A 23504-nucleotide genomic window follows, 5' to 3' on the forward strand; every position below is an offset into this window, starting at 1 on the left:
ACCTTGAGACTCGGATCCCGCGCAAAGGTGCTGTTTCTGTGAACCTGAAACCGTGATCGACCAGACGAGCGTTCGGCATGTTCCTGAAGATTTTCATCGTCCTTTTGCTCGCGCTGCCAACTCTGTTTTCCATCTATGTCTTTTCGATTGAAGGAACGAGGATGCTCAAGCCGTTGGCGTTTGCCTTGACGCTGGCCTCTGCGCTCTACGTCCTTGTCGTCAGTCTCGTTCGCGTCCGTCACCCTTCCACGCCGTACCTCGGTTTCTGGCTCGTGTTGCCCATCTGCTCGGCGCTCATTCTCGCTTGCGTGGTGATGGCTCTCTCCGTCGTCGGTCATTGACGAGCCCGTGAAGGGGGACATCGCGCTCGTCCGGCAGCGCCAGTACCTCGTCGAGGACGTCATCACGCCCGAAGCCCCGAGCGAGGCCACCCGCGTCGATCTCGTCTGCCTCGACGACGATGCGCAGGGCGTCCGCCTCTCGGTGCTCTGGGAGATCGCGCTCGGCGCGAAGGTCCTGCAGCTCGAGGCCGAGGGGCTCGGCGCGGTCGCCTCGCTCGACCCCCCGCGCCGCTTCGCGGCCTACTTCCACGCCCTCAAGTGGAGCAGCGTCACGGCCACGCGCGCCGACCTCTTCCAGGCGCCGTTCCGCGCGTCAACCGCGCTCCCATCCCCCGAGGGGCGCGCCCGGCAGCTGCTCCAGCGCATGCTCGACCTCTCCCGCCAGCACCGCCACCGGCCCGACGCCAAGGTGGCGGCGCTCCTGCGCTGGCTCCGCGCGGAGCTCTGCCATCGAGGACGAGATCCGGGACGAGCCGGCGGAGCTCGAGGCGCTCTACCGCGTGAGCCTGAAGCGGCTCGCGCCGGTCGGGCTCGTGTACCTCTGGCCGACGACGAGCATCTAGCGGGGTCGTCCGGACCGCCGCCGGTCCGATCGCGGCCTACCCGGTCGTGGCTTGGCCGTTCGCAGGATCGTCGCCTAGGATGCCCTGGACCCGACGATGCATCTCCAGCGGTTCCAGGTCCAGGGCTACAAGAACCTCCGCGCCCCGGTGTGCCTCGCCGATCTCGGCCGGCTCAACGTGCTGCACGGCGACAACAACGTCGGCAAGTCGAACCTGCTGGAGAGCATCGGGCTGTTCTTCGCGGCGATCCAGGCGCTGCGGGAGGAGGCGCGGGGCGGCCCGAGCCTCATGGAGCGCTACGCGCGGACCGCGCCGCCTCCCCAGGCCGCGCCGGACGAGCGGCCGCCGCGCGAGGCCGTGCGCGGGTACGAGTACTTCACCCTTCAAGGATACCCGCCGGCCGAGATCTTCAATTTGAAGGACGCGGGGCCGATCGTCCTCGAAGCGGAGCTCCAGCTCGATCGCGAGAAGGACGATCCGCCCTGGCTCGATGAGCCGATCATCGCCCAGGTCCGCCTCGAGCGCGGGGAGGAGGAGGTGACCGTCCGGATCACCACGCTCCGGCGTACCACGGACGGCGCGGATTTCGCGGCCGGAGCGGGGGACAAGGCGGCGACGGACGCCGCGTTCGCGCTGGTGCTGGAGCGGCTCGGGCAGCGCGTGCGCCGGAAGGAGGTCGTGCCGCGCTTTGCGCTGGTGCGCGCCGATCGCACCCTCACGCGCGACGCATCGGAAGGCGCGTCGCCGCTCGCGACGCGCGAGCCGCTCCCCCGCGCGCTCGGCAAGGCGCTGCACGACGCCGAGAGCGCGACCGGCGCACCGCGCGAGCGCTTCAAGCGTTTCGTGGCGGCGCTCGGCCGCTTCGGGGATCTGGTCGGCCCCGGGCAATGGCGCATGCGCTTCGACACCGAGGCCGATCGCGCGGAGCTGGTCCTGGATACCGGATCGGAGCTCTTGCCCTTGCGCTTGATGGGCTCTGGCATCCAGCAGATAGCGGTCCTCTGTGCGCGCCTCGTGATGACGGGCGCGGACATCATCGGAGTCGAGGAGCCGGAGCTGAACCTGCGCTGGACGGCGCAACGTGCGCTGCGCGACGTGCTCGACGAGCTCGCCGCCGACCCCGAAGCCCCGTCGCAGCTCCTCATCACGAGCCACTCCGGGCAGTTCGAGAAGCAGCCTCCCTTCTACCTACTCACGCGCTCGGAGGACGGGCCGCGGATCCACAAGGTGTCTGCCGAGGAGGCCTGGGAGTTCACCCAGCCGGCGGCGCCGCCGCCGCCCTCGGGCGCGCGCGCGCCGCGCGGATACCTGACGATGGAAGGGGTGGTGCAGGTCCCGCCCGAGGTCCAGCAGCAGCTCGGGCTCTCGCACGGAGGCGGCGTGGTCTTCGTGCGCGATAACGACGGGCATTATCGCATGCTGACGAACGACCAGTATGCCGAGCTGTTCGAGGACCGGGGGCCACAGCAGTGACGGCCGACGAACTCGCGGCGCGGCTGCGCGAGGGCGCCGTCACGCTGGCGTTCGACACCAACGCGGTGTACCGCGACCGGCGGCTCAACGAGCTTTGTGACCGCATCGCGCGGCACAACCTCCGCCTGGCCGCCGAGGGCCGCGCGCCGGTCCGGCTCGTGATATCGGCCGTCGCCTATGCCGAGAAGCTGTTCGACCTCAAGCAGCGATGGCGAGGGACCTTCAACCTCGATGTCATCCTCGACGGGCTTCGCTCCAAGGGGATCGAGGTGCAGCCGTTCGACGCCCGGCACGCGCTGGAGACGGCGGCGCGGCTCGGCGAGCGGTACCCGAACGACGCGGCCTGGCAGCGCGCCAAGCGCGACCGCTGCCTTTCGTGCCTGGGGCTGCCCCCGAGCGCCGCGGAGGCTCCCGGCACCGGCCGGACCTGCGGCGCCACGGTCGACTGGCTCGTCGGCGGGCATGCCCGGGCCGAGGGGTGCATGCTCGTGACCGACGACACCGATCCAGAGCTGGGCGGGCTCCTCGATCGGGTCGGGCTGGAAACGCTGGCCGCCGCGCTCCGCCTGCTGTCGGAGGCGCCTGCGTGAAGGCGACCCCCTTGCCCAGACCGCGCCCGTGCATCGTCACGGCGCTGGAGCTGCTCGGGGTCGACGACCCCGAGATGCCCGAGGGAAGGGCGCGCCAGGCGTTATCGATCGTCCAGCGCCACCTCGGCGACTCCGAGCTACCCAAGCTCTGGGGAAGCCACATGTTCCTCGCGGCCCCTCGCGTGCTCCACGTCGCGCCGGTGAGGCCAGCGGGGATGCTCTTCTTCTGGCAGGCGCTCAACATCGTCCACCTCCAGGCGGCTCTCGTGCCGCTCGGCGTGCTCGTGCGCGGCGCGATCGCGCTCGGCGAGGCCGCCGCGAACGGCGATCTCGTCATCGGCCGCGGCATCGTGGAAGCCGAGCGCCTGCGCGACGAGGTCGCACACGTCCCGCGGGTCATCGTCGACCCCCGTCTGCTCCGCGAGGTCGAGCAGAACGCCGTCCTGCGCGCTCCGCAACATTCGGTCATGGAGGAGCTCGATTACATTCGCAAGCTTCTCCGCCAGGACAGGGACGGCCTGTGGTTCGTCGATTATCTGTGGGCGATCAGCTCGGAGGTGGACGAGCCGCCCGAGTACCTCGATTTCTTCAAGGACCATCGCCGGCTCGTGACGCGCAAGCTCGAAGCTGCGACCGTCCTCGATCGCTCGTCGCATGCCTGGATCTGGCTGTGGAGCTACCACGGCCGGATCTTCGAGCTGCTGGAGAGCAAATGGCCTCTCGACGATCAGGAGCGCTCGGAGCTCCGCATCCCTGCGACGAGCCCCCTCGTCTACAGCTTTCCCCCGTCTACCAAGGCCCCCTGAGCGCATGGTCCAGTTCGCCGAGGCCTTCCCCGAGGAGTCAATTGTCGCGGCGCTGTCGCGACAATTGACCTGGAGCCACTTCGTTCTCCTGCTGCCGCTCGAGGCTCCCCTCGCGCGCGCGTTCTACGCCGAGATGTGCCGCGTCGAGCGCTGGATGGCTCGACCGCCACGAGCGCGAGCCGAGAACGGCGGCGTCGCCGCACCCAGGCAGCCGAGCACCATCTGCCAGCGCAGGTCGACGACGGACAACTCCACCGCCTCGGCATCCGATGCGCCGACGTAGCCTTGGAGCAGCGTGACCATGCACATCAGCGCCGGTGGATGCGGCGCCTCGCCTGCCCCCGTCGTCCGGTACATGCCCTCCAGCTGCTCCTGGAATGTCTCATCGAACAGCTCGTGCCGGTGCTGCCTCGGCGGTGGACGAGCCCCTGTCTTGTGATGCCTCTTGGATGTGCGCTCGCCTGCCGTAGACTTGCTGGCCATGACGGCGAGCCGGCGCGGTCTCTACCAGGATCTTATCACCGAGGCGCTGGCGTCCCGCCTGCGCGAGCTCGACGCCAGCCTGGAGGTCCGCACCGCGGGGCTCCGGGCCGCTGAGGCCGCCGACCGTATCGCACTGCACCTGGGTCGCCTCGTGCAGCGCGCCATCTCCGGCGTGCCCGATGCAGAGCGTGTGGCCGTCGGCGTGGGTCTGGCGCGGAGGCTCGTCGAGCAGATCGATCAGGTGATCGCCGGCGCGGAGCTCCAGCCCGAGGCGCCGGTCGAGCCGGCGACGGTGCTCCACGCCATCGTCGGGCGCCAGCCGGACGGCAGGCCGGAGACGATCCCCGAGCCGCTCATCCCGCTCCTCGACACGGCGCTGCTCACCAACGCGCCTGGCGAGCCGAGGGTGGGCCACCAGCTCCTGACCGAGGTTCGCTCGGCGGACCGCATCGACGTCGTCATGGCGTTCGTCCGCCGGAGCGGCATCGCCCCGCTGCTCGAGGCGCTCCGCGTGCACTGTCAGGCGGGCCGCGCGCTGCGTGTGCTGACGACCACGTACACGGGATCGACCGAAGCGCTGGCGCTCGATGCGCTCCGCAAGATCGGCGCTGACGTGTGTGTGTCGTACGACACGGGGACGACCCGCCTGCACGCGAAGGCCTGGCTGTTTCATCGCGCGTCGGGCTTCTCTACCGCCTATATCGGTTCCTCCAACCTGACGCACACCGCGCAAACGAGCGGGCTCGAGTGGAACGTTCGCGTGTCCGGCGCGCGCAACCCGGATGTCATCGCCAAGGTCGCCGCCGTCTTCGAGAGCTACTGGAACAGCGGCGACTTCGTGCCGTACGACCGCGCGGAGTTCCTTGAGCGCGTCGATCTGGCGACGAACGCGGCGCCATTGGTGATGCTCAGCCCGATCGAGCTCCGCGCCGAGCCGTTCCAGGAGCGTCTGCTCGAGCAGATCGCGCTCTCCCGCGAGCGCGGGCATCACCGCAACCTGCTGGTATCGGCGACCGGCACCGGCAAGACCGTCATGGCCGCCATCGACTACGCCCGACTTCGGGAGGCGCTCCCCCGCGCACGCCTGCTCTTCGTCGCGCATCGCGGGGAGATCCTGGAGCAGAGCCTCGCGACCTTTCGTCACGGCCTGCGCGATCATGCCTTTGGCGAGCTGTGGGTCGGCGGCCGTCACCCGCGGCGCTTCGAGCATGTCTTTGCGTCGATCCAGAGCCTCTCGGCAGCAGGGCTCGATGATCTGGATCCGTCCCATTTCGACGTGGTGATCATCGATGAATTTCACCACGCAGCCGCGCCGTCGTACCTCGCGTTGCTGGAGCGCGTGCGTCCCGTCGAGCTCCTCGGGCTCACGGCCACGCCCGAGAGGAGCGATGGGCTCCCGCTCCTCGGCTGGTTCGATGACCGGATCGCCGCAGAGCTGCGGCTCTGGGACGCGATCGATCAGCACCGGCTCGTTCCGTTCGTCTACTACGGCATCCACGACGGGCTGGACCTGCGCGATGTGCCCTGGCGTCGCGGGCGCGGCTATGACGTCGATGGCCTCTCCAAGCTGCTCACCGCCAACGACATCTGGGCCCGGCAGGTGGTGGCCCAGCTCGCCGCGCATGTCGATGACACGCGAACGATGCGGGCGCTCGGATTCTGCGTCAGCATCGAGCACGCGCGGTTCATGGCGCGCGTCTTTCGCGAGGCCGGTGTCGCGGCGACCGCGGTGTGGGGGGACAGCCCCGATGATGAGCGGCGCGCGGCCCTCGCGGATCTCGGCGCGCGGCGGGTCAACGCTGTCTTCTCCGTGGATCTGTTCAACGAGGGCATCGACGTCCCTGCGGTCGACACGCTGATCCTCCTGCGCCCGACCGACAGCCCCACGCTCTTCTTGCAGCAACTCGGACGTGGCCTGCGGCGCAGCGTCGGCAAGACGGTGTGCACGGTGCTCGACTTCGTCGGGCACCATCGGCGCGAGTTCCGCTTCGATCGCCGCTTCGCTGCCTTGCTCGGCGGGAGCCGGAAGGAGCTCGTTCAGCAGATCGAACGCGGGTTCCCGTTTCTGCCCGCGGGCTGCCACATGGAGCTCGACCAGAAGGCATCGGAGCTCGTGCTCGACAACATCCGGCAAGCGGTGCCGTCGGGGTGGACGGCCAAGGTCGACGAGCTGCGGCGGCTCGCCCGCAGCGGCGACGTGAGCCTTGCGCGGTTCCTCGAAGAGACCGGGATCGAGATCGAGGACGTCTATGCCGGGCAGCGCTCGTGGTCAGACCTCCGTGGTGACGCTGGGCTCCCGTCGCTCGGCGTGGGCCCGCACGAAGAGGTGCTGCGGCGCGCGTGCGGGCGGCTGCTCCACGTCGACGACTTCGTTCGGATCGAGGTGTACCGCCGGCTGCTCGCGTCTGACGCGTGTCCCGATCCGGGGGCGATGAGCTTGCGGGAGCGCCGCCTTCTGCGCATGCTCGTCGCGACCGTGGCCGATCGCGCCATCGACAAGGCGACCACCCTTGCGCAAGCGTGCGCTCTCGTCTGGGCACACCCCCAGGTGCGCGCGGAGCTCGTCGAGGTGATGGACCTGCTCGCTGCCCGCGTGGACCACGTTCACCGGGAGCTCGCGACCCATCCGGACGTGCCGCTCCAGGTGCACGCGCGCTACTCGCGCATCGAGATCCTGGCGGCGTTCGGAGTCGGGGGCAGCGCGAAGGTCGCGCCCTGGCAGACAGGCGTGTACTGGGCGAAGGACGCCCGCGCCGACCTGCTCGCGTTCACGCTCGACAAGACGAACGGGCAGTTCTCGCCGACGACGCGCTACCGCGACCATGCCATCAACCGGCAGCTGATCCACTGGGAGAGCCAGTCGACCACCCGCGCCGAGAGCGAGACGGGGCAGCGCTACCAGCGGCACGAGGACCTCGGCACGGCGGTGATGCTGTTCGCGCGGCTGCGCAGCGACGAGCGGGCGTTCTGGTTTCTGGGGCCGGCGAGTTATGTGCGGCACGAGTCGGAGTTGCCTATGGCGATCACGTGGCGGCTGAAGCATGCGCTGCCGGGCGACCTGTTCGCGTCGTTCGCCGCCGCGGTGGCGTGAAGGGAACCTCGTCCGCTTCTGCGGACAAAGTGCTTGCCTGCGGTGCGCGTTGCAAAGTGACCCACCCGCCGGCTCCCGTCTCGGCATTGCTCGGAGCTCGAACTGCCGCCGGAGTCTGAACCACAAGCAGGTCGTTCCGGGCCGCCATCGGCAATGTCATTCGGGATGAGGTAAGTGCCTGTTGCGGTAAACCACCTGCGCGCCAGGTGATAACATCGCAGGCGAAGTACAGAAGGGTGAGTCGTGTCTCTTGACGCTGCGCGCGTCTGTGCGCTCTACTCTGCTGTCAGGGCGGCATGGCATCACCGCAGAGCATCGCTGGCTGGATCGACATCTCCCCCGCGGCGCTGCGCAAGCTGCGCGCCGAGCTGGAGCTACACGACAAGAGCGTGCTTGACGAGATGGGTGTCGGCGCGATCCATACGGGTTACGCCGATCTCTTCTTTCCGGGCACCTCCGTGTTGCACACCCGGGCGCGCTACCTGCTCTTCGTCCCATGGATCTACCTCGGGCTCGCAGCCCACCCGCGGGCTCGGGCCGAGCGTGTGCGCGAGCTCAAGGAGAAGGCGGAGTTGTGGTTGACCGGGTGTCTGCGCGCTCATGCCCAGGAGAACGACGACGGCATCATCGGGGGAAGGGTCTACCCCGAGCCTCCCGCCCAGCCGCCTGATTTCGCCTACTGGTCGGCGCTGCGCGAGTATCGCCTCTACGATGGCGTTCCGCGAGCACAGCTTCTCGCGCGCTGGGACCGGGCGCGGGTCATGCTGCGCAAGGACGTGCACACGCGCGAGGACCGCGTGGATCAGCAGCCGCTTGGCCTGTTCGATGTGCCTTCCTTGCCTGAATGGTGGATGCAGGAGGACGCCGACGTCTCCTTCCAGCTCGAGTCCCACGAGGCGGAGTTCCTCCGGGAGCGCCTCGCCCAGCGCCGCCCTCCCTGCCTCCTCGGCGTGGCTGCGGCCCTGCTTGGCAAGCGAGTCCGGCCGACTGCCAGGACCCTCTGGGGAGACCCCTTCATGCGTCGAGCAGCTGAGGTGTTTGATCGGGATCACAGCGGCCCCGACCTCCGTCCCGCGTCGGCTGCAGCGGCGCTCCAGCGGGCGGACGGTGCCTCGGCACTGGCCGAGCTTGTGCGGGCGATCTATGCGGCGCTCGTCGAGATGCTGCGGGAGCAGGATCTCCGGGCCGCGAGCCGCCTGCCTCTCCCCGAGGACCATGCCCACTACCGGGAATACCTGCGGAGCTACTGGGAGGAGGACGACGGTGATACGGTACGCCGCGCGCGTGATCTGCCCCTCCAGGGGCTCAAGGCCGATATCCACCTGCCGGGGCGGCTGCCGGAACTCCTGGCCCACGTGCAGGCGCGCGTGAGCTCCATCCGGCGCGCTTCGGAGGTCCAGGCGCGGCTCCTCGACAGCACCACCTTGGAGCTGTTCACCAGCCTGGAGTGGGACCGCAAGCGCACGCGAGCGAGGCTCCCCCGGCGTGACGGCCGCGGGCGTCGCGAGGGCTTCGGGAAGGGCACGGTCCGGGTGGCGGACATCAATTACCGCTGGCCCATGGTCTCCAGGATGCTCCGCGACATCCAGGAGGGCTTGCCCGATGTCTGATCAGGAGCAGCAGCGCGTCCGCTCCATGGGGGGCCTCGCGCTCCTCGACTGGCTCCGCCCACCCCCCGGCTTTGTCACCGATGCCGCGCTCGGCACCACCTACTCGCTCGACCTCGTCACGTGCGCCGCGGCGCTGGTCAGCCTCGACGGGACCGCGCGGGACAACACAGATTTCGGGCTCACCGCAGCCCTGCGCGCCATGCAGCGCCTCGCGGAGCGGGTCTTCGTCGTGGCCCAGCAGGGATGCGTTCACGCGCCGGAGCGAACGAAGGAAGCTCTCTTGCCGATGCTGGACCGCTTCGTGCGCATGGTGCGCCGTCCGCTCGACGAGGGCGCCTTTCACCCGAAGGTCTGGTTGATCCGACAGATCCGCGCGCGACACCCTGGCGCGGCGCAGCAGGAGGACGAGATCCGCTATGTGCTCGTCGTGGGCTCACGCAACCTCACCCGCGATCTGTCGTGGGATCTCGGCGTCGCGTTGCAGGGATCTGTGCGGGGGCGGCGCGAAGCCAACCTGCCCGGCGTCGGCGACTTCGTCCGGTTCGCGTGCCGCCTCGCGGATCTATCGCCCGTCGCCGATCGTTTCGCGGACGTGGATCAGATCGAATGGGAGTACCCGGACAAGGTGCGCGCCATGCGATTCGGATTCCACGGCGAGGAGGGCGTCAGTGCCTGGGACGGGACCATCCTGCCCGAGCTGTTGGAGCGCGCGCGGGGCGTGCTCTGGATCTCGCCGTTCCTGGACGCCAAGGGGGTGGAAGCAGCGGCGAAGCTCTCCGAGAACGCCGAGGACCGACGGCTTGTGGCCGGCACCGCGGATCTCAACTGCGTCGCGCAGACCTCGATCCGGACGAACCTGGAGCGCTTGGAACTGCGCTCGCTGCCGTCGGCATCCGAGGAGCCGTCGCGGCGTGCGGCGCCGGACGCGCTCGATGCGGACGGCACCTCGACGGAGGACCCCGAGTTGATCGAGGACGCGCGCGGGCTGCACGCCAAGGCGATCGCGGTTTGGAAGCCCCGTGCAGCCTCGGTCCTGATCGGCAGCGCCAACCTCACGCGCCGCGGCTGGCTCGGCGCCAACGTCGAGGCCTGGTTGCTGCTCGAGGGCCGCACGGACCTCGCCGACGCGCTCTGGGCCTGGTCGGAGCAAGTCGCAGCCGAGTATCACCTGCCAGAGCGTGGTCACGGCTCGGAGCAGGACGATGACACGCTCGATCGGTGGCACCATCGGATCGCTGCGCGCTCCTTCGTGCTGCGCGAGGGCGCCCCTGCCGAAGGTGCCGAACTCTCCGCGGATACCCCGCCTCTTCCGGAGGACGCGCGCAACGTCGAGCTCCGTGTGGGCCGCCTGGCGCGCCTGGCGGACCTCTGGGCCTGGACTCCGGGCGCGAGCTCGATGGCGCTTGCTGGCTGTGAGCTCGCGCAGCGAAGCGCCCTGCTCCATTTTGTGCTCCGCACCGGCAGCGCCGACGATGTCCAGGAGCGCGCGTGGCTGCAACATGTGCGGATCGAGGCAGCCCTGGATCCGGACGCTCGCGATCGTGCCCTTCTCCGGAGCGCCCTGCCGCCCGAGCAGTTCCTCGAATACCTGCGCGGGCTCCTCGATGACGACCTGCCTGACGACCTGGGCGACGACGAGCGTGGCGCATCGGCGCGATCGGCGCGCCAGGAGCATGCCGGCGGCGATCGGGCGGCGGGCTTAGGCGTCGAGGTCCTGCTGAGGGCGCTGGCCAGGGCACCCGATCCTCGGACCAAGGTCGCGGAGATCGGCCGCGCGCTCTCGGCGTATCTCTCCGCCGCCGACGCTGCGGAGCCTCGGCTCGCTGAGCTGCAGGCGCTCTGGCGCGCGATCGAGGAGGCCTACACGTGAAGCATGGCGCCGCGTGCAAGCGATTCCAGAAGGCGACGGTCGCCGCGGCCTTTCAGGCGCTCAGGGATCCAGCGGGATCGCGACGCTTCCTCGTGGCCGATGAGGTTGGCCTCGGCAAGACGCTGGTCGCGCGCGGGGTCATCGAGGAGTTCATGCGCCGACCCGAGCGGCCTCCGCGCATTTTCTATGTCTGCTCCAGCCTGGGCATCGCACACCAGAATACCGCACGTTTGCTCGAGGTACTGCAGGAGCAGGACCGGGAATCAGCCAAGGTTCAGGTGGATCGCCTCGGCCTCGTCCCGAGCCAGCCGCGCCCGCGGCCGGCCCCCTTCCACCTTTACTCGCTCACGCCGGACACCTCGATCAAGACCACGGGCCGCGGTCGCGCGGAAGAACGTGTGCTGATCGGCCGAGCGCTCCAGAAGATCTGCGGGCTGCGCGAGTCCGAGTGGCTTCGTGGCGCTCTGCAGGGAGCGGTTGGCGGGCAGCGCTGGGAAAGCCTGTGGTACGGCAATCCCTGGCCTGACGACGCCGAGGCGTACCTGGAGCCGTTCAAGCGACGTTTGCGCCGCGAGCTCGGGCTGAAGGAGCACGCATGGACCTCGACCCTGGCGGACGCGATCAGGGAGCGTCTCCGCGACGGGGACGAGGCGTGTCTCACCCGCACGCTGGGGCGGCTGCGGCGGGCCATGACCCTCGCGGTCATCGACGTCGTGGCGCCAGACCTGGTGATCTTCGACGAGTTCCAGCGCTTCTTTGAGGTGCTCGTCGAGGACGACGAGGAGGGCGAGGACGACCACGAGAACGAGCGGGACCACGAGGAGGAAGCGCACCACGTCCTGCGCGCCATGCTCGCGCCGGAGGCAGCCAGCGGCCACACGCCGGACCGGCGCCCGGCGGTTCTCCTGCTCTCGGCGACCCCCTACCGCCTGTTCGCGCGCTTCCGCGAGGGCGGGCAGCACCACGACGAGCTCTTTCAGCTTCTCCGCTTCCTCTTCGCTGACACTGCTGGCCAGCACCTCGCCGAGCTGAAACGCGATTTCGGCGCCTACCGAGATGCCTTGATCCGCGATGCCCCCGGATCGGCGCGGGCCCTCGAGGCCAAGCAACGCATCGAGCAGCGGCTCCGCCGCGTGATGGCGCGCACCGAGCGCGATCTTCTCGCACCGCTCTCGCAGGACCGACGCAGCAGGACGCGCAGCACGGCCGAGGCGCCGGTCACGGCGCAGGACCTGGTCGTCTTCAGGCACTTCCTGGAGAGCGTTCGCGATGACGATCGCCACGCCGTCGAGGCGTTCTGGTCGTCGATCCCGTACCCGCTCCAGATGATGGGAAACGACTACGTCGCCAGCAAGCATGCCGACTCGAGCCGCGCCAGCGGTCTCGCGAAGACGGCCCGCCTCGTTCCCGCTCGCCTCGGCGATTACACCCATGAGGCCTGGGCCCATCCCAGGCTCCGCGGCCTGCTCCAGCGGCTGCCCGCGGACTTGCTCAAGCTCCCCTGGCTGCCGCCGTCCCGACCGTGGTGGCCGCTCGCCGGGCCGTTCGCCGACTTCCCGAGCGCGACCAAGGCCCTGGTATTCTCGCGCTTCCGCGCCATCCCTCGCGCGCTCGCGACCCTGCTCAGCTACGAGGCGGAGCGGCGCGCGTTTGGCGGGGCGGTGGGGCGCAAGCGCTACGGTTACTTCCGGACCCGCTCGGTTAGGGCCGGCCGGCGCTCCCGCGGGAAGCGTCACCTACGCCCGCTTCCCGCCGAGGCCTTCACGTTCGGCACCTCGTCCGGGCACAACCGTAGGCTGCTCCTGATGTTTCTGCCGCTCCCGGCGCTCGCCGCGATCGGCGATCCGCTGGCCATGGCCGGCATTTCGAGCGGCACGCTCGACCGCGTTGCCGCGCGAGAGCAGGTGCGCGTCAGGCTGGTCGAGCTGCTCGGGGAGGACCGCTCACGCACCCGGCGGGATCCGCTCGGGTGGGCGCTTGCGTTGGAGCGGCGGAGCCCCGCCGGGTGGAGCGCGCTGCGCAAGGGAGCAGCGGCCTGGGTCGCTACGGAAGGCAAGGAGCACGGGCGCGCATCGAGGTCCTTGCGGCAGGCGCTCGACGCGGCAGCGCCGGTCGGATCGCCTTCCCCGGGCGATCTGGATGACCTCGCTGATCTGGCGCTCACGGGGCCGGGCGTCGCGCTGTTCCGCGCAGTGCGGAGGGTATTCGGGGGCGCGAAGGACGAGGGGGAGCGCATTGAGGCGGTGTGTCGCATCAGCCTGGGGCCCCTCCGCACGTACCTCGACGGACCCGAGTGGCACCTCGTGCTGAGGCAGGGCGGCGCACGGCGGTCGCATGGCGACGCCGTGCGCGCGGCCGTCTGGGGCGGCAACCTCGAGGCGGTCCTGGACGAGTACCTGATCACGCTCCAGGGCGTCGATGCGGCCGAGGTGCACCACGAGGGTGAGGCCGACGCGCTGAAGAAGCTCGGCGAGGTGCTGGGCGTGCACCACGGCGCGCGGCTACAGGTACACACGCTGTTGCGCGGCAGGGCGATGCGGCTCCGCTGCCATGCCGTGCTGCCGTTCGGTCTCGGCGCTGGAGCGATCGAGGAGCAGCAGGCCGTGCGCGGCGACCGGGTGCGCGACGCCTTCAACTCACCGTTCCGGCCGATGGCGCTCGTCACCACGTCCATCGGCCAGGAGGGCCTCGACTTCCACCGCTACTGTCGGCACGTCGTCCACTGGGACCTGCCCAGCAACCCGGTGGACCTGGAGCAGCGCGAGGGGCGGGTGGATCGTCATGGGGGTCTGGCCGTGCGACGGGCGCTGGCCGGACGCATCGTGGATCTGCCGCACGACCGCAGCCCGTGGCGCAGCCTGGCAGCGCGGCTTGGCGCCGAGGAGTCGGCCGGCGGTCTGGTGCCCTGGTGGCAGGTTGAAGGCGCGGAGATCTTGCGCTCGGCGGTCATGCCGAGCTTCTCGGAGCAGGCGGGGAGGCTCGCTGCGCTGGAGGCCGATCTGGCGCTGTATCGCTATGCCCTGGGCCAGCCGGATCAAGAGGCGCTGGTCCGAGCCCTCGCGCGCCGGCTGGATAGGGTAGGGGAGGAGGACGGCGCGAAGCTCCGAATTTGGCTGCGGGAGGTTGCCATCGATCTTTGCCCGTTGCCGCCGGAGCAGCGCGACGCGGGATGAAGCGCCATACCCGCGGGGGCGGAGCGCTCCGTCCCCGCTGGCTACTCAAGCCGCGCTGGTGTCCGCGAGGAACGACAATGCGGTGTCGATGTCCGAGAGCGAAGCCTCCTGGGTTGTCCGTTTACGGAGCAGCCGTAGGTTCAGAGCGAGCAACTCGCTGACCTCTGGCGAGGGCAGAGGCAACCCCTTCAGCTCGTAGAGCCTGCGGGACAGACGCGAGGGCGGGTGCAGCGCGACGAGCGCCTGAAGAGCCGCGGATGCTGCCTCCGCATCGCTGACCTGGATCGCAGCCTTCAGCCGGCGCAGCAGCACCACTGCCAACGCCTCGTGCATCGCGGCGAGGAGCTTGGGTCGCGATGCGGCCTCGCCCGTCGCCGAGTCCGGTTGACGCGCGCTGTCTCGCATCAACTTGTAGATGGCCGCCCACGCCTTCTGCTGCACCAGGACCTCCATCACACGGGGTCCTTGCTGCTCCCACAAGGTCCGGGTCGACAGCATCGTTGCTAGCCACCTCATCAGCTCGTCTATCGCGTTATGCGCCATCGGGCGCTGCGCGATCCTGTCCAGGGCCAGGCTCACCAGATCGGCTGGCGGGTCGCCGTGCCCGGCGAGCCAGCGGGCGAGCGCCAGGAACTCTCGCCCGTCGCCGACGACATGCGCCCGCCGGCGCACCGCCGACGCCACGCTGCCAGGCAGATCCACCTCGTCGGGCCAGCGGTACCAGCGCTCGCCGGGCTCCTCCGCGCGCGCTTCTGCGATCGCAACGAGCGTCGTCTCGTCCAAAAGCCAGGGCGCCTGCGCATGCACCCTCGCTGCCGGCAGGACCGGTAGATCCCGGCTGCGAGCAGCGAGCTCCTGCTTCAGATCCTCGGTGAGCAGAAGATCAGGCGCGAGCTGCGCCCGCTGGAGCGCCACCAGGATCGAAGCCTCCGGCAGCCCGTACCCCAACAAGTCCTCGCCGGCCTCTGCGCGTTCTCGGCGGAGCGGCGCCCGCGCCCACTTGTGGAGACGCGCGGCGGCGGCGGCTCCCCCGAGGCGCAGGTATGCCGCCACGGCATCCGCGGCAGACGCCTGGTGGTACGGCTGCAAGAGCACCTCCGGCGCTGGCAGCCGATCCGGCGGCAGAGGGTCAACAGCAGCCGCCACTTCGCTCAGCTTCGATGCCGGCAGCTCGCACAGGAGTTTCGGATTCTCGAGGACCATGGCCAGCAGCCGAGCAGCGCGCGCGGGGGTGACCGGGAACGACACGCGCCGCGCGAACTGCATTTGCACGTCATTGAAGCGAGGCAGGAGCTTCTCCATGTAGCTGAAGAGGCGTTCTTCGAATGCCTCGTCCGCGTCCCCAGGCAGCGGCGCCCACAGCAGGACCCAGCCGACCATTTCCCCGGCCCACATCCACCGGAACTCGCCGTCGGTAAGGCTCCGGCAGGCTATCACCAACCTGCTCTCCTGTGCCGGATCGACATCCAGCACGCCAGGATCGGAAAGGCAGCGCTCCAGGTATCGGAACGCGCGCTCCCAGGCATCGGGCTCGCCGCGCTGGAACGCTGCGCGGACCGACTGCACCACCCAGGGCGCAACCGCTGGCCCGTCGAGCGACGCCCAGGCGATCTCGTCGAGCAACTCCGCCGCCAGACGTCGATCGCCCTGCGTATGGCCCTTGAAGGCTCCCTCGAAATCGGACCGGTGATCCGGCCCCACGAGCTCTGTCACCAGATTGCTCCACTGCACGCCCCGACGGGCGGCCGCCAAGAACTGCGCCACATACCACGCCCTCGCCCGGATCCGCGCCGTTGCGTCGCCAGGCCAGTGCAGTGCCAGGGTCAGCAGGTAGCGCCCTTCGCTCGGTCCCGGGCGCCATGCCAGGTTCAGCTTGCCCGCATCCTCAAACGGCACCTCGAGCGGCAGCGCGTCCTCCGGGCTCAGGATCGCGAGCATCTGCCGCGATTCCAGCCATGCCACGACACTCGCGCGCGCCCGGTTTTTTCGCGCGACGTGCTGCGGGGTGGTGTCCACCGGCGCGACCGGCAGAAGCCCGTCGCCCTCGTTCAACGCGCGCGTCTCCGCGCCAACGTTATCCCAAGTGGTGCTGTCGTGGGAGGCTGGGCCTCTCCCGATCTTCTTCAGCACATCGGGCGAGGTGAGCTCTCTGTCTCCGTTTATCGCGGCGGCGCGCAGCGCGTCGCGGCAAGCCATGTCGTTGCGCCGGTGCGGAAACAACCAGGCGGCGATGTCGCAATCCTCCCGGAGCTCGAGCGCACCTTGGAAAAACGGGCTCATCCCTCGGAGGTGTCTGGCGGTATGCCACCAGGACTCAGCATCCACCCTCGCCCGCAGCCGGTCCGCGACATCATCGAGCGTGTCCGGCTCCAGTCCGGCCGCCCACCCGTCCGAGTGCGCCGCGAACCACTCAAGCTGGGAGTCTTGGAGAAGCTGCGCGAACAGCGCCTCCACGATGGGTGCGGATCGCGGTGGGTTCCGTGTAAGCGTAACCGCCCGACCAACGCCATCGTGACCAGCCCGTCGGGGCCGGTTACCAGTTCCCATCGCGACGAAGGAGGAAGCGATGGCAACGAGGGTGGAGTGGGCCGATCGGGTGGAGCGATGGGAGCGCAGCGGGCTGAGCGCCGAGAAGTTCGCGCGGCGCGAAGGGTACAAGCCGAAGCAGCTGTACTGGTGGCGCTGGAAGCTGCGAGCTGACCAACCCTCGCAGCTCTCGCCGTCGTCGTCGACCGAAGCGCCGCGCTTTCTGCCGGTCCACGTGGTGACGGACGCATCGGCCATCGCGCCGGAGCCGATCGAGATCGCGCTGCCTAACGGGCGGGTGGTGCGGGTCCGGCCGGGCTTCGACCTGGCCACGCTCGAGCGGGTCCTGGCGCTCGCGGCCGAGGAGACGCCGTGCTGACGCTGCCGCCGTCGGTGCGCGTGTACATCGCAGCCGAGCCCACGGACCTGCGCAAGAGCTTTGATGGGCTGTCGGCCTTGGTCTCTCAGCGCTTCGGAGCCGACCCGCTCTGTGGGCATCTGTTCGTGTTCAGGAATCGGCGAGGTGACCAGATGCGCGTCTTGTTCTGGGACCGCACCGGCTACATGATCGTGGCGAAGAAATTGGCACGCGGTCGATTCCATCTCGCCTGCGACCTGCCCAAGGGGGCCACCCACGTCGAGGTCGAGGCGGCCGAGCTCTCGCTGATGCTCGAAGGGTTCGACCTGTCCGAGGCCGTGCGGCGCAAGCGCTGGAGACCCGGCGTGAGAAAAATTGCTGCGTCGAAGCAAAGCTTGATGGATTCGCGCGCGATAGCTATCTCGCGCGCCACGTGACCAGTCCTCTTCAGTCCCAGGCACAACTGCCCGCCGATCTGGCGGACGTGCGGAGCAAGCTCGAGCAGCTGGCGGCCGCCGGGCAGCTTCCGGAGCTCATCGAGCTGGTGCTCGGGCTGCTGGTCCAGCTGCGCGACAAGAACACCGCGCTCTCGGCGAGGCTCGCGAGCGCGCTGCGCGAGCTGTACGGCCGCAAGAGCCAGCAGGTCTCGACCGAGCAGCTGATGCTGATGTTCGCCGAACTCGGGGCGGAAGCGCCGCCGGGGGCGGCGGGCTCGGAGTTCGGCGCGGACGCTCCGCCGCAGCCGGAGCAGGGGCTGGTGCCGCAACCCCCCGAGCCGCCGAAGCCGCCGCGAGGACGGGGTGGGCGCGCGCCGCTCCCCGCGCACCTGCCTCGTGAGACGCGCGTGGTGCCCGTCCCTGAGGCGGAGCGGACGTGCCCGCAGTGCGGCGCGGACAAGAAGTGCATTGGCCATCGTACGAGCGAAGTGCTGGAGTTCGTGCCGGCGCAGTTCAAGATCATCGAGGAGAAGCGGGAGAAGCTCGCCTGCCCGCGCTGCCCGGAGCAGGGCGTCACGACGGCCGATAGCGAGAAGGTGATGGACCGAGGCCGTCCGGGACCGGGGCTTCTCGCCAGCATCCTTGTCGAGAAGTTCGAGGACTCGATGCCGCTGTATCGGCAGTCGCAGCAATACGCGCGCTTTGGCGTATCGCTGTCCCCGTCGACCCTGGGCGACTGGTCGGCGTTCGCGCTCGACGTGCTCGCTCCGGTGGCTGAAAAGATCGCGGAGCGGGTGCTCGACTCGTTCTATCTGCGCGCCGACGACACGGGGATGCGGGTGCTGGATCGAGATCATCCGACGGGGGTGAAGCGAGGCCACATCTGGGCCTTCGTCGGGGCGGGTTTCGTGGCGTTCCTGTACGCACCGGACTGGAAGGCGAAGCATCCAGCGGCGCTGCTGCAGGGCTTCACCGGCTACTTGCAGGGCGATGGGTATGCGGGCTATGGCGCGATGCTCCGCGGAGGCGACGACGGCGAGATGATCGTGCCCGAGGAGCGTCGGCTCGGCTGCGGGATGCACATCCGCGCCAAGTTCGAAAAGGCGGCCAAGGGCGGCGATGCGCGAGCGGCAGTGGCGCTCTCGTACTTCAAGGCCATCTACCGAATCGAGGCGAGCTGCAAAGACGAGGCGCGGTCCACGGAGGCCCGCCTGGCGTACCGGCAGGAGCGGTCGCTCCCCGTTGTGGACGAGCTGTATCAGTGGATTGACGAGCTGCACCTGCGGCTCGTGCCAGGCACGCCGCTCTACATCGCTACCCAGTACGCCATCAACCAGGAGGCTGCGTGGCGGCGCTGCTTCACGGATGGACGCTTCGAGATAGATAACGGCGAGGTCGAGCGGCAGCTAAGACGTGTAGCCCTCGGAAGAAAAAACTATCTATTCGCGGGCTCCGACAAGGGCGCTCAGCGCCTGGCCGTTGGCTATACGATCTTCGGCTCGTGTCGGATGCACGGAGTCAACCCGCTCGCCTGGGCGACAGACGTCATCGGCAAGCTGCAGGCGGGTTGGCCGCGCGACCGGCTGGACGAGTTGCTGCCCGACGCATGGGCGAGATCGCCGCGTGCTGCTCCGAGCGCCGGCGGACTCGACGCGACCTGAACAACGCGAGCTTCGGCCGGCGACGCAGGCGGATGCCGCCTTGCCGGGTCTTCTTTCAGGACCGCCTGTGCCCGCGCCAAGTCGTGGGCCGACGCCGCCCCGCGCCCAGCATCGTCGGCCGCGGCGAGAGCCGCAAGGGGCCGTGCCCATGGCGATGGCCGGGCGCTTACGTGTAAGCCACTCCATCAACATTCCCTGCGTCAACTTCTGGAGGTGCTGGTAGAGAAACTCGTGATCGTCCTGGTCCAATTTCTGCTGTTGAAAAATGAGCACCGCGACCCTGAGCACGTCCTCTTTCGAGGCGCGCAGGAGCACAGCAATATCCGTCTTGTGCATGACGAATCACCATTCGCCGCAGACCGCCAACGCGAGGCGGCGCAAACCCCCGCTGCGTCGTGCCGGTGACGGTGCGACGCAAACAGCAACCTCCCGCGGCGATCCGGGCGGCAACTATGCCAAGGGCTTCCGTCGCTCTCCGCCCTTCGGAGAAGGGCACCACCGGCACCGTCTAGGGGGGGAGGGATGGCTCCTCCTGCAAGTCGACCCCTGGCGCAGGTCCGAGCTTGAAGCAGTCGCCCCGCCCCTGTCAAGCCCTCGCGCTCCTTCCGCGGGCTGGTTGGTCAAGATCGAGCCGCCGAGGCTGGCTACTTGCTCGCCTCGTCGAGCAGACCTGCGGCGCGAAGCTGTAGGCGCGGGCTGCCTGGTGCTCCACGCGGACCCAATGACCGCCCTTGTCGTCGCGGCGGCACGCACCGCAAACGAGCTCTGACTCGCTGACCCCTCTACGTCAGGGAAGATGTCGCGGCTGTTCCTGTGGGCCGTGCCGTCCGGACGCGGAGCTGCGATGAACGCCTGTAGGTGCAGAGCGTACGCCCCTGCTGGACCTGGAGCCTTCCCTCAGCCCGCGCCCCCGCTGTAGCCTGGGTCCTCTCTATCGCCGCGGCGGCTGACGCCGCCACGAAGCGCGGAGGGTCCACAACCGATGCGACCGCTTTCCCCACACGAGAAGAAGGTCTTTGAGCGGCTCTGCGGGACCGTGAGCCCCGAGGAGCTCGCGACGTTGCGGGACGCGGTGCGGCGACACCTCGGCGAGCTCGTCCACGCGTCGCGGCGGAACGAGCTGTTGCCCATCGACCTCGCTGAAGAGCTCGCCCTCCGCCTCGACGACCTGCTGGAGCAGCTCGGAAGCCTCGCCGCAGAAGCGCGGCCGCTGGTGGTGGGGGCGGCGCGGTACTTTGTCACCAAGGACGACGTGCTCCCCGATCAGGAGGGGCTCCTGGGCCTGGATGACGATGTTGCAGTGTTCAACGCGGTCGCGCGCCGCATCGGACGCGCGGATCTGGAGATTTCAGGATGACGGTGGTCGGAGAGTACCCGCCGGGCTCGCGGGTCAAGGTGCGTGGCGAAGAGTGGATGGTCGAGCGGAGCCTGGCGATCCCCCAGGGCGGGGTCGCCATCCACGTCCAGGGCCTGAGCGATCTCGTCCGGCACCACAAGGCTGTCTTCCTCAGTGAGCTCGACACCATCGATGTCCTGAATCCCGAGCAGACCCAGCTCGTCACCGACGACTCGCCCGGCTACCGCCGCACACGGCTGTTCCTGGAGACGCTGCTGCGCCGCACGCCGCCCACCGACGCCCGCGTGCACGTGGGCCACCGGGGTGCGCTCGACGTGATGGCCTATCAGCTTTTTCCCGCACAGAAGGCCCTCTCCTCCCTGCGCCCGCGGCTGCTCATCGCCGACGGCACCGGCCTCGGCAAGACGGTCGAGGTGGGCTTGCTCCTCTCCGAGCTCATCAAGCGCGGCCGCGCCCGGCGCATCCTCGTCGTCGCCATCAAGAGCATGCTCGCGCAGCTCCAGCGCGAGCTGTGGGCGCGCTTCACGATTCCGCTCGTCCGCCTCGACTCGGATGGGCTCGCCCGCGTGCAGCAGAAGATCCCTTCGAACCGCAACCCCTTCTCGCACTTCGACCGGTGCATCCTCTCGGTCGACACGCTCAAGAACAATGCTCGCTACCGCGCCTGGCTCGAGGAGATCCCGTGGGACGTGATCGTCGTCGACGAGTGCCACAACGTCTCGAACCGCGGCAGCCAGCGCGAGCAGCTCGCGCGCCTGCTCGCCACGCGGTGCGACTCCCTGGTGCTCACCAGCGCGACGCCCCACAACGGCAAGCCCGAGAGCTTCGCCAACCTCATGCGCATGCTCGACCCGACGGCGGTGGCCGACGATCGGCAGTTCGTCGAGGCCGACGTCCGTCACCTCTACGTGCGCCGCTTCAAGAAAGACGTCGAGGGTCAGGCCGGCACCTCGCTCCAGGACCGCGCGATCCACCTGCACCAGGCCGACGCCAGCTCCGCCGAAGAGGCCGCGCTCGCCGCGCTGCACGCGCTCACCCTCCACAACCTGGGGCGCAAGCGCCACGGCGTCGATCACCTGCTGCGCTGGGCACTCGTGAAGGCGTTTCTTTCGAGCCCCGACGCCGCCCTCGAGACCCTCGACGAGCGCATCAAGAACACCGAGAGCGCGCTCGCGGGAGGCGCGGCGGGGCCGCACCCGCATGCGGCTGTCCTGCGGGCGGACCTGCAGGTGCTTCGCACCGTGCGCGACAAGGTCGCCGCTGCCGCCGCCGAGGCCGCGTTCTCCAAGCTCGGGCGACTGGTCGCCGAGCTGCGCGCCGTCGGCTTCACCGGCAAGCCCGACTCGCCGCGCGTCGTCATCTTCTCCGAGCGCATCACCACCCTCAAGCGCCTCCAGAGCGCGTTGCCGCGTATGTTCGGCATCGCCGAGCCCGAACAGGTGGTGGGTCGCTACGACGCGTCGTCGCAGCGCACCGAGACCGAGCTGCGCAACCTGCAGGAGTCGTTCGGACGGGAAAGCAGCCCCCTGCGGCTGCTGCTCGCCTCCGACGCGGCGAGCGAGGGCGTGAACCTGCACTACCACTGCGCGCAGCTCTTCCACTTCGACATGCCGTGGTCGCTCATCCGCCTCACGCAGCGCAATGGCCGGATCGACCGCTTCGGGCAGAAGCACACACCCCACCTGCACTACCTGATGACCCGTACGCGCAAGGGGACGGCCGATCAGCACGTCATGAGGCGCCTGGTCGAGAAGGAGCAGACCGCGACGCGGCAGCTCGGCGACGTGGGCGCGCAGCTCGGTCTGTACGATCCCGAAGCGGAGGAGCGGTACCTGACCGAGGGCGTCGCCGCCGGCCGTGACGTGAACGAGCTCATGCCAGACGCGCCGCTCGCCGTGGGCCGCGCGGAGGCGCAGATCGCGGTCGTCGACGACGCGGAGGACGACGAGGCGGATGGCCGCGGCGCCACGACCGCCGTCCAGGAGCCGGCGCCGGAAGAGCCTGGCGCCGGGCCCATCGACCTGCTCGCCCTCGTTACCGAGATCGAGCGAAGAGAGGCCGGGATCGAGGCCGAGCCCGTCGCCGCCGCACCCGCCACCCCGACCGGCTCCGTCGCAGGGGCCGGCTCTACGCGTTCCGGGGTCGCCGCCGACGAACCCGAGCGGCCGGCGATCGACCTCGTGGCGCTGCTCGCGGCGCACGAGGCGGCCGAGGCCAAGGCGCCGCCCATCGAGCAGCTCGTCGCGGCCGATCCGACCCTCTTCGCGGACGACTACGGCTTCCTGGTGGCGGCGCTGCGCCACCTCGAGAAGCACCCGGCCGTGGGCGAGGCGCCTCTCGCCTGGGAGGCGAACGACGCTCACCGCACCCTCAAGATCGCCGCGCCGGAGCCGTTTCGCTCGCACCGGGAGCCGTTCTTGCCGGCCGAGGCCTTGCCTGACGGCGGCACCTACCAGCTCGTGCAGAGCCGCGACGAGGTGGCACGACGCCTGCGCAGCGCGCTCGAGGGCGACGGGAGCTGGCCCGAGTGGCACCTGCTCTGGGAGCAGCACCCGCTCGTCGAGTGGCTGCTCGATGCGCTGGCTGCCTCGTATGCGCGGCTCGAGGCGCCCGTGCTGCGCGCCCCCGCCGTGCCCAAGGGGTCGGCCTTTTTCCTGCTGAGCGCGCTGCTCTACAACACCGAGTCGCAGCCGGTGTACGCGGGCTGGTTCGCGCTCGAGAGCCGCGGGGCGAACCTCGGTGCGGCGCCCATTCCGTTCGCGGAGCTCGCCGCGCGCGTGGGGCTCGCGGGCGATCTGGTGAACCCGGGCAAGCCGTCGGCGCGCATCGCCGCGCTCCAGGCGCTGGTCGAGCCGGTGATCCGCCGCGCGCGCGAGGTGGTGGCCGAGCAGCGCAAGGATGCCATGAAGGGCCTCCTGAAGAAGCTGCGGGCCGAGGAGCGGCGCTTGACCGACTGGCACACTCGCTCGCTCGAGGCGCTGGCCGAGCGGCGGGCACGCTACGAGGCCAGACAGGAGCGCGTGCCGGTGCTGCTCGAGCGCAAGCTGCGCGATGAAGAGCGCTCCGTCGAGCGGGTGCGCAGGAACCATCGGGATTGGATCGAGCGCCTGCAAGCCGCGGGCGCGCCCTACGTGCGGCTCGTGGCCGTCTTTTCAGGGGAATGAC

General features: G+C 69.6%; 15 protein-coding genes and 1 pseudogene. 13 read left to right on the forward strand and 3 right to left on the reverse strand.

What is annotated here, in order from left to right:
• Positions 1–77: 77 nt before the first annotated feature.
• Positions 78–341: a hypothetical protein gene (locus WMF46_RS17550; protein WP_437986650.1), complete on the forward strand. Its 264-nt coding sequence runs from the start codon at positions 78–80 to the stop codon at positions 339–341.
• A 313-nt stretch (positions 342–654) separates the two neighbouring features.
• Here WMF46_RS17550 and WMF46_RS17555 read toward each other — a convergent pair whose 3' ends face one another.
• Complete coding sequence (locus WMF46_RS17555; RefSeq protein WP_437909601.1) at positions 655–792, reverse strand: hypothetical protein; 138 nt, start codon at positions 790–792, stop codon at positions 655–657.
• 208 nt (positions 793–1000) lie between these two features.
• On the opposite strand from WMF46_RS17555, the gene WMF46_RS17560 reads away from it, so the two are divergent.
• From WMF46_RS17560 to WMF46_RS17575, 4 genes are read left to right on the forward strand one after another with little or no spacing between them, the layout of a single operon-like run.
• Positions 1001–2377, forward strand: coding sequence for an AAA family ATPase (locus WMF46_RS17560; RefSeq protein ID WP_437986651.1), 1377 nt, complete (start codon positions 1001–1003; stop codon positions 2375–2377).
• The gene (locus tag WMF46_RS17565) at positions 2374–2967 is read left to right on the forward strand and encodes a hypothetical protein (protein ID WP_437986652.1); all 594 of its coding nucleotides are present in this window, start codon (positions 2374–2376) and stop codon (positions 2965–2967) included. The genes WMF46_RS17560 and WMF46_RS17565 overlap by 4 nt, the downstream gene beginning before the upstream one ends.
• An 11-nt stretch (positions 2968–2978) precedes the next feature.
• A complete protein-coding gene (locus WMF46_RS17570; RefSeq protein ID WP_437986653.1) occupies positions 2979–3773 on the forward strand; it encodes a hypothetical protein in 795 nt (264 codons plus the stop codon).
• A gap of 4 nt (positions 3774–3777) precedes the next feature.
• Positions 3778–4056, forward strand: coding sequence for a DUF1016 N-terminal domain-containing protein (locus tag WMF46_RS17575; RefSeq protein ID WP_437986654.1), 279 nt, complete (start codon positions 3778–3780; stop codon positions 4054–4056).
• Here WMF46_RS17575 and WMF46_RS17580 read toward each other — a convergent pair.
• Positions 3945–4184 (reverse strand): annotated as a pseudogene (locus WMF46_RS17580) (IS1182-like element ISStau8 family transposase); the annotation flags it as partial. The gene WMF46_RS17575 and the pseudogene WMF46_RS17580 sit on opposite strands and share 112 nt — an antisense overlap.
• Before the next feature lie 70 nt (positions 4185–4254).
• Here WMF46_RS17580 and WMF46_RS17585 point away from each other — a divergent pair.
• The 3 genes from WMF46_RS17585 to WMF46_RS17595 all read left to right on the forward strand — a co-directional run bounded on the left by WMF46_RS17585 (position 4255) and on the right by WMF46_RS17595 (position 14000).
• A complete protein-coding gene (locus WMF46_RS17585) occupies positions 4255–7347 on the forward strand; it encodes a DUF3427 domain-containing protein (protein ID WP_437986655.1) in 3093 nt (1030 codons plus the stop codon).
• Between the two features lie 296 nt (positions 7348–7643).
• Positions 7644–8957: a DUF6361 family protein gene (locus WMF46_RS17590; RefSeq protein ID WP_437986656.1), complete on the forward strand. Its 1314-nt coding sequence runs from the start codon at positions 7644–7646 to the stop codon at positions 8955–8957.
• Positions 8958–10823: 1866 nt separating this feature from the next.
• Positions 10824–14000, forward strand: a complete 3177-nt coding sequence (locus WMF46_RS17595) for a helicase-related protein (protein ID WP_437986657.1) — start codon at positions 10824–10826, stop codon at positions 13998–14000.
• A gap of 45 nt (positions 14001–14045) precedes the next feature.
• On the opposite strand, the gene WMF46_RS17600 is transcribed toward WMF46_RS17595, so the two are convergent.
• On the reverse strand, positions 14046–16454 hold the full coding sequence (locus WMF46_RS17600) for a hypothetical protein (RefSeq protein ID WP_437986658.1): 2409 nt from the start codon (positions 16452–16454) through the stop codon (positions 14046–14048).
• 112 nt (positions 16455–16566) lie between these two features.
• On the opposite strand from WMF46_RS17600, the gene tnpA reads away from it, so the two are divergent.
• The 5 genes from tnpA to WMF46_RS17625 all read left to right on the forward strand — a co-directional run bounded on the left by tnpA (position 16567) and on the right by WMF46_RS17625 (position 23503).
• Positions 16567–16905: an IS66 family insertion sequence element accessory protein TnpA gene (gene tnpA / locus WMF46_RS17605; RefSeq protein WP_437986659.1), complete on the forward strand. Its 339-nt coding sequence runs from the start codon at positions 16567–16569 to the stop codon at positions 16903–16905.
• Positions 16899–17321, forward strand: coding sequence for an IS66 family insertion sequence element accessory protein TnpB (gene tnpB, locus WMF46_RS17610; RefSeq protein ID WP_437986660.1), 423 nt, complete (start codon positions 16899–16901; stop codon positions 17319–17321). The genes tnpA and tnpB overlap by 7 nt, the downstream gene beginning before the upstream one ends.
• Positions 17318–18982 carry an IS66 family transposase gene (tnpC, locus tag WMF46_RS17615; protein WP_437986661.1) on the forward strand — a complete coding sequence of 555 codons (1665 nt, stop codon included), beginning with the start codon at positions 17318–17320 and terminating at the stop codon, positions 18980–18982. The genes tnpB and tnpC overlap by 4 nt, the downstream gene beginning before the upstream one ends.
• A gap of 982 nt (positions 18983–19964) precedes the next feature.
• Entirely contained in the window at positions 19965–20339 is a 375-nt protein-coding gene (locus WMF46_RS17620; RefSeq protein WP_437986662.1) for a hypothetical protein, read from the forward strand.
• Positions 20336–23503: an SNF2-related protein gene (locus WMF46_RS17625; protein ID WP_437986663.1), complete on the forward strand. Its 3168-nt coding sequence runs from the start codon at positions 20336–20338 to the stop codon at positions 23501–23503. The genes WMF46_RS17620 and WMF46_RS17625 overlap by 4 nt, the downstream gene beginning before the upstream one ends.
• The last annotated feature ends 1 nt before the right edge of the window (position 23504 follow it).

The sequence above is a fragment of the Sorangium sp. So ce117 genome, from assembly GCF_051524395.1.
In the GTDB taxonomy this organism is placed as follows: domain Bacteria; phylum Myxococcota_A; class Polyangia; order Polyangiales; family Polyangiaceae; genus Sorangium; species Sorangium cellulosum_B.

Bases quoted from the DNA above. Each gene is read 5' to 3' on its own strand.
- WMF46_RS17590 (WP_437986656.1), top strand. From the start codon at position 7,644: ATGGCATCACCGCAGAGCATCGCTGGCTGGATCGACATCTCCCCCGCG.
- WMF46_RS17585 (WP_437986655.1), top strand. From the start codon at position 4,255: ATGACGGCGAGCCGGCGCGGTCTCTACCAGGATCTTATCACCGAGGCG.
- WMF46_RS17625 (WP_437986663.1), top strand. From the start codon at position 20,336: ATGACGGTGGTCGGAGAGTACCCGCCGGGCTCGCGGGTCAAGGTGCGT.
- WMF46_RS17550 (WP_437986650.1), top strand. From the start codon at position 78: ATGTTCCTGAAGATTTTCATCGTCCTTTTGCTCGCGCTGCCAACTCTG.
- WMF46_RS17620 (WP_437986662.1), top strand. From the start codon at position 19,965: ATGCGACCGCTTTCCCCACACGAGAAGAAGGTCTTTGAGCGGCTCTGC.
- WMF46_RS17560 (WP_437986651.1), top strand. From the start codon at position 1,001: ATGCATCTCCAGCGGTTCCAGGTCCAGGGCTACAAGAACCTCCGCGCC.
- WMF46_RS17555 (WP_437909601.1), bottom strand. From the start codon at position 792: ATGGCAGAGCTCCGCGCGGAGCCAGCGCAGGAGCGCCGCCACCTTGGC.
- WMF46_RS17575 (WP_437986654.1), top strand. From the start codon at position 3,778: ATGGTCCAGTTCGCCGAGGCCTTCCCCGAGGAGTCAATTGTCGCGGCG.
- tnpA (WP_437986659.1), top strand. From the start codon at position 16,567: ATGGCAACGAGGGTGGAGTGGGCCGATCGGGTGGAGCGATGGGAGCGC.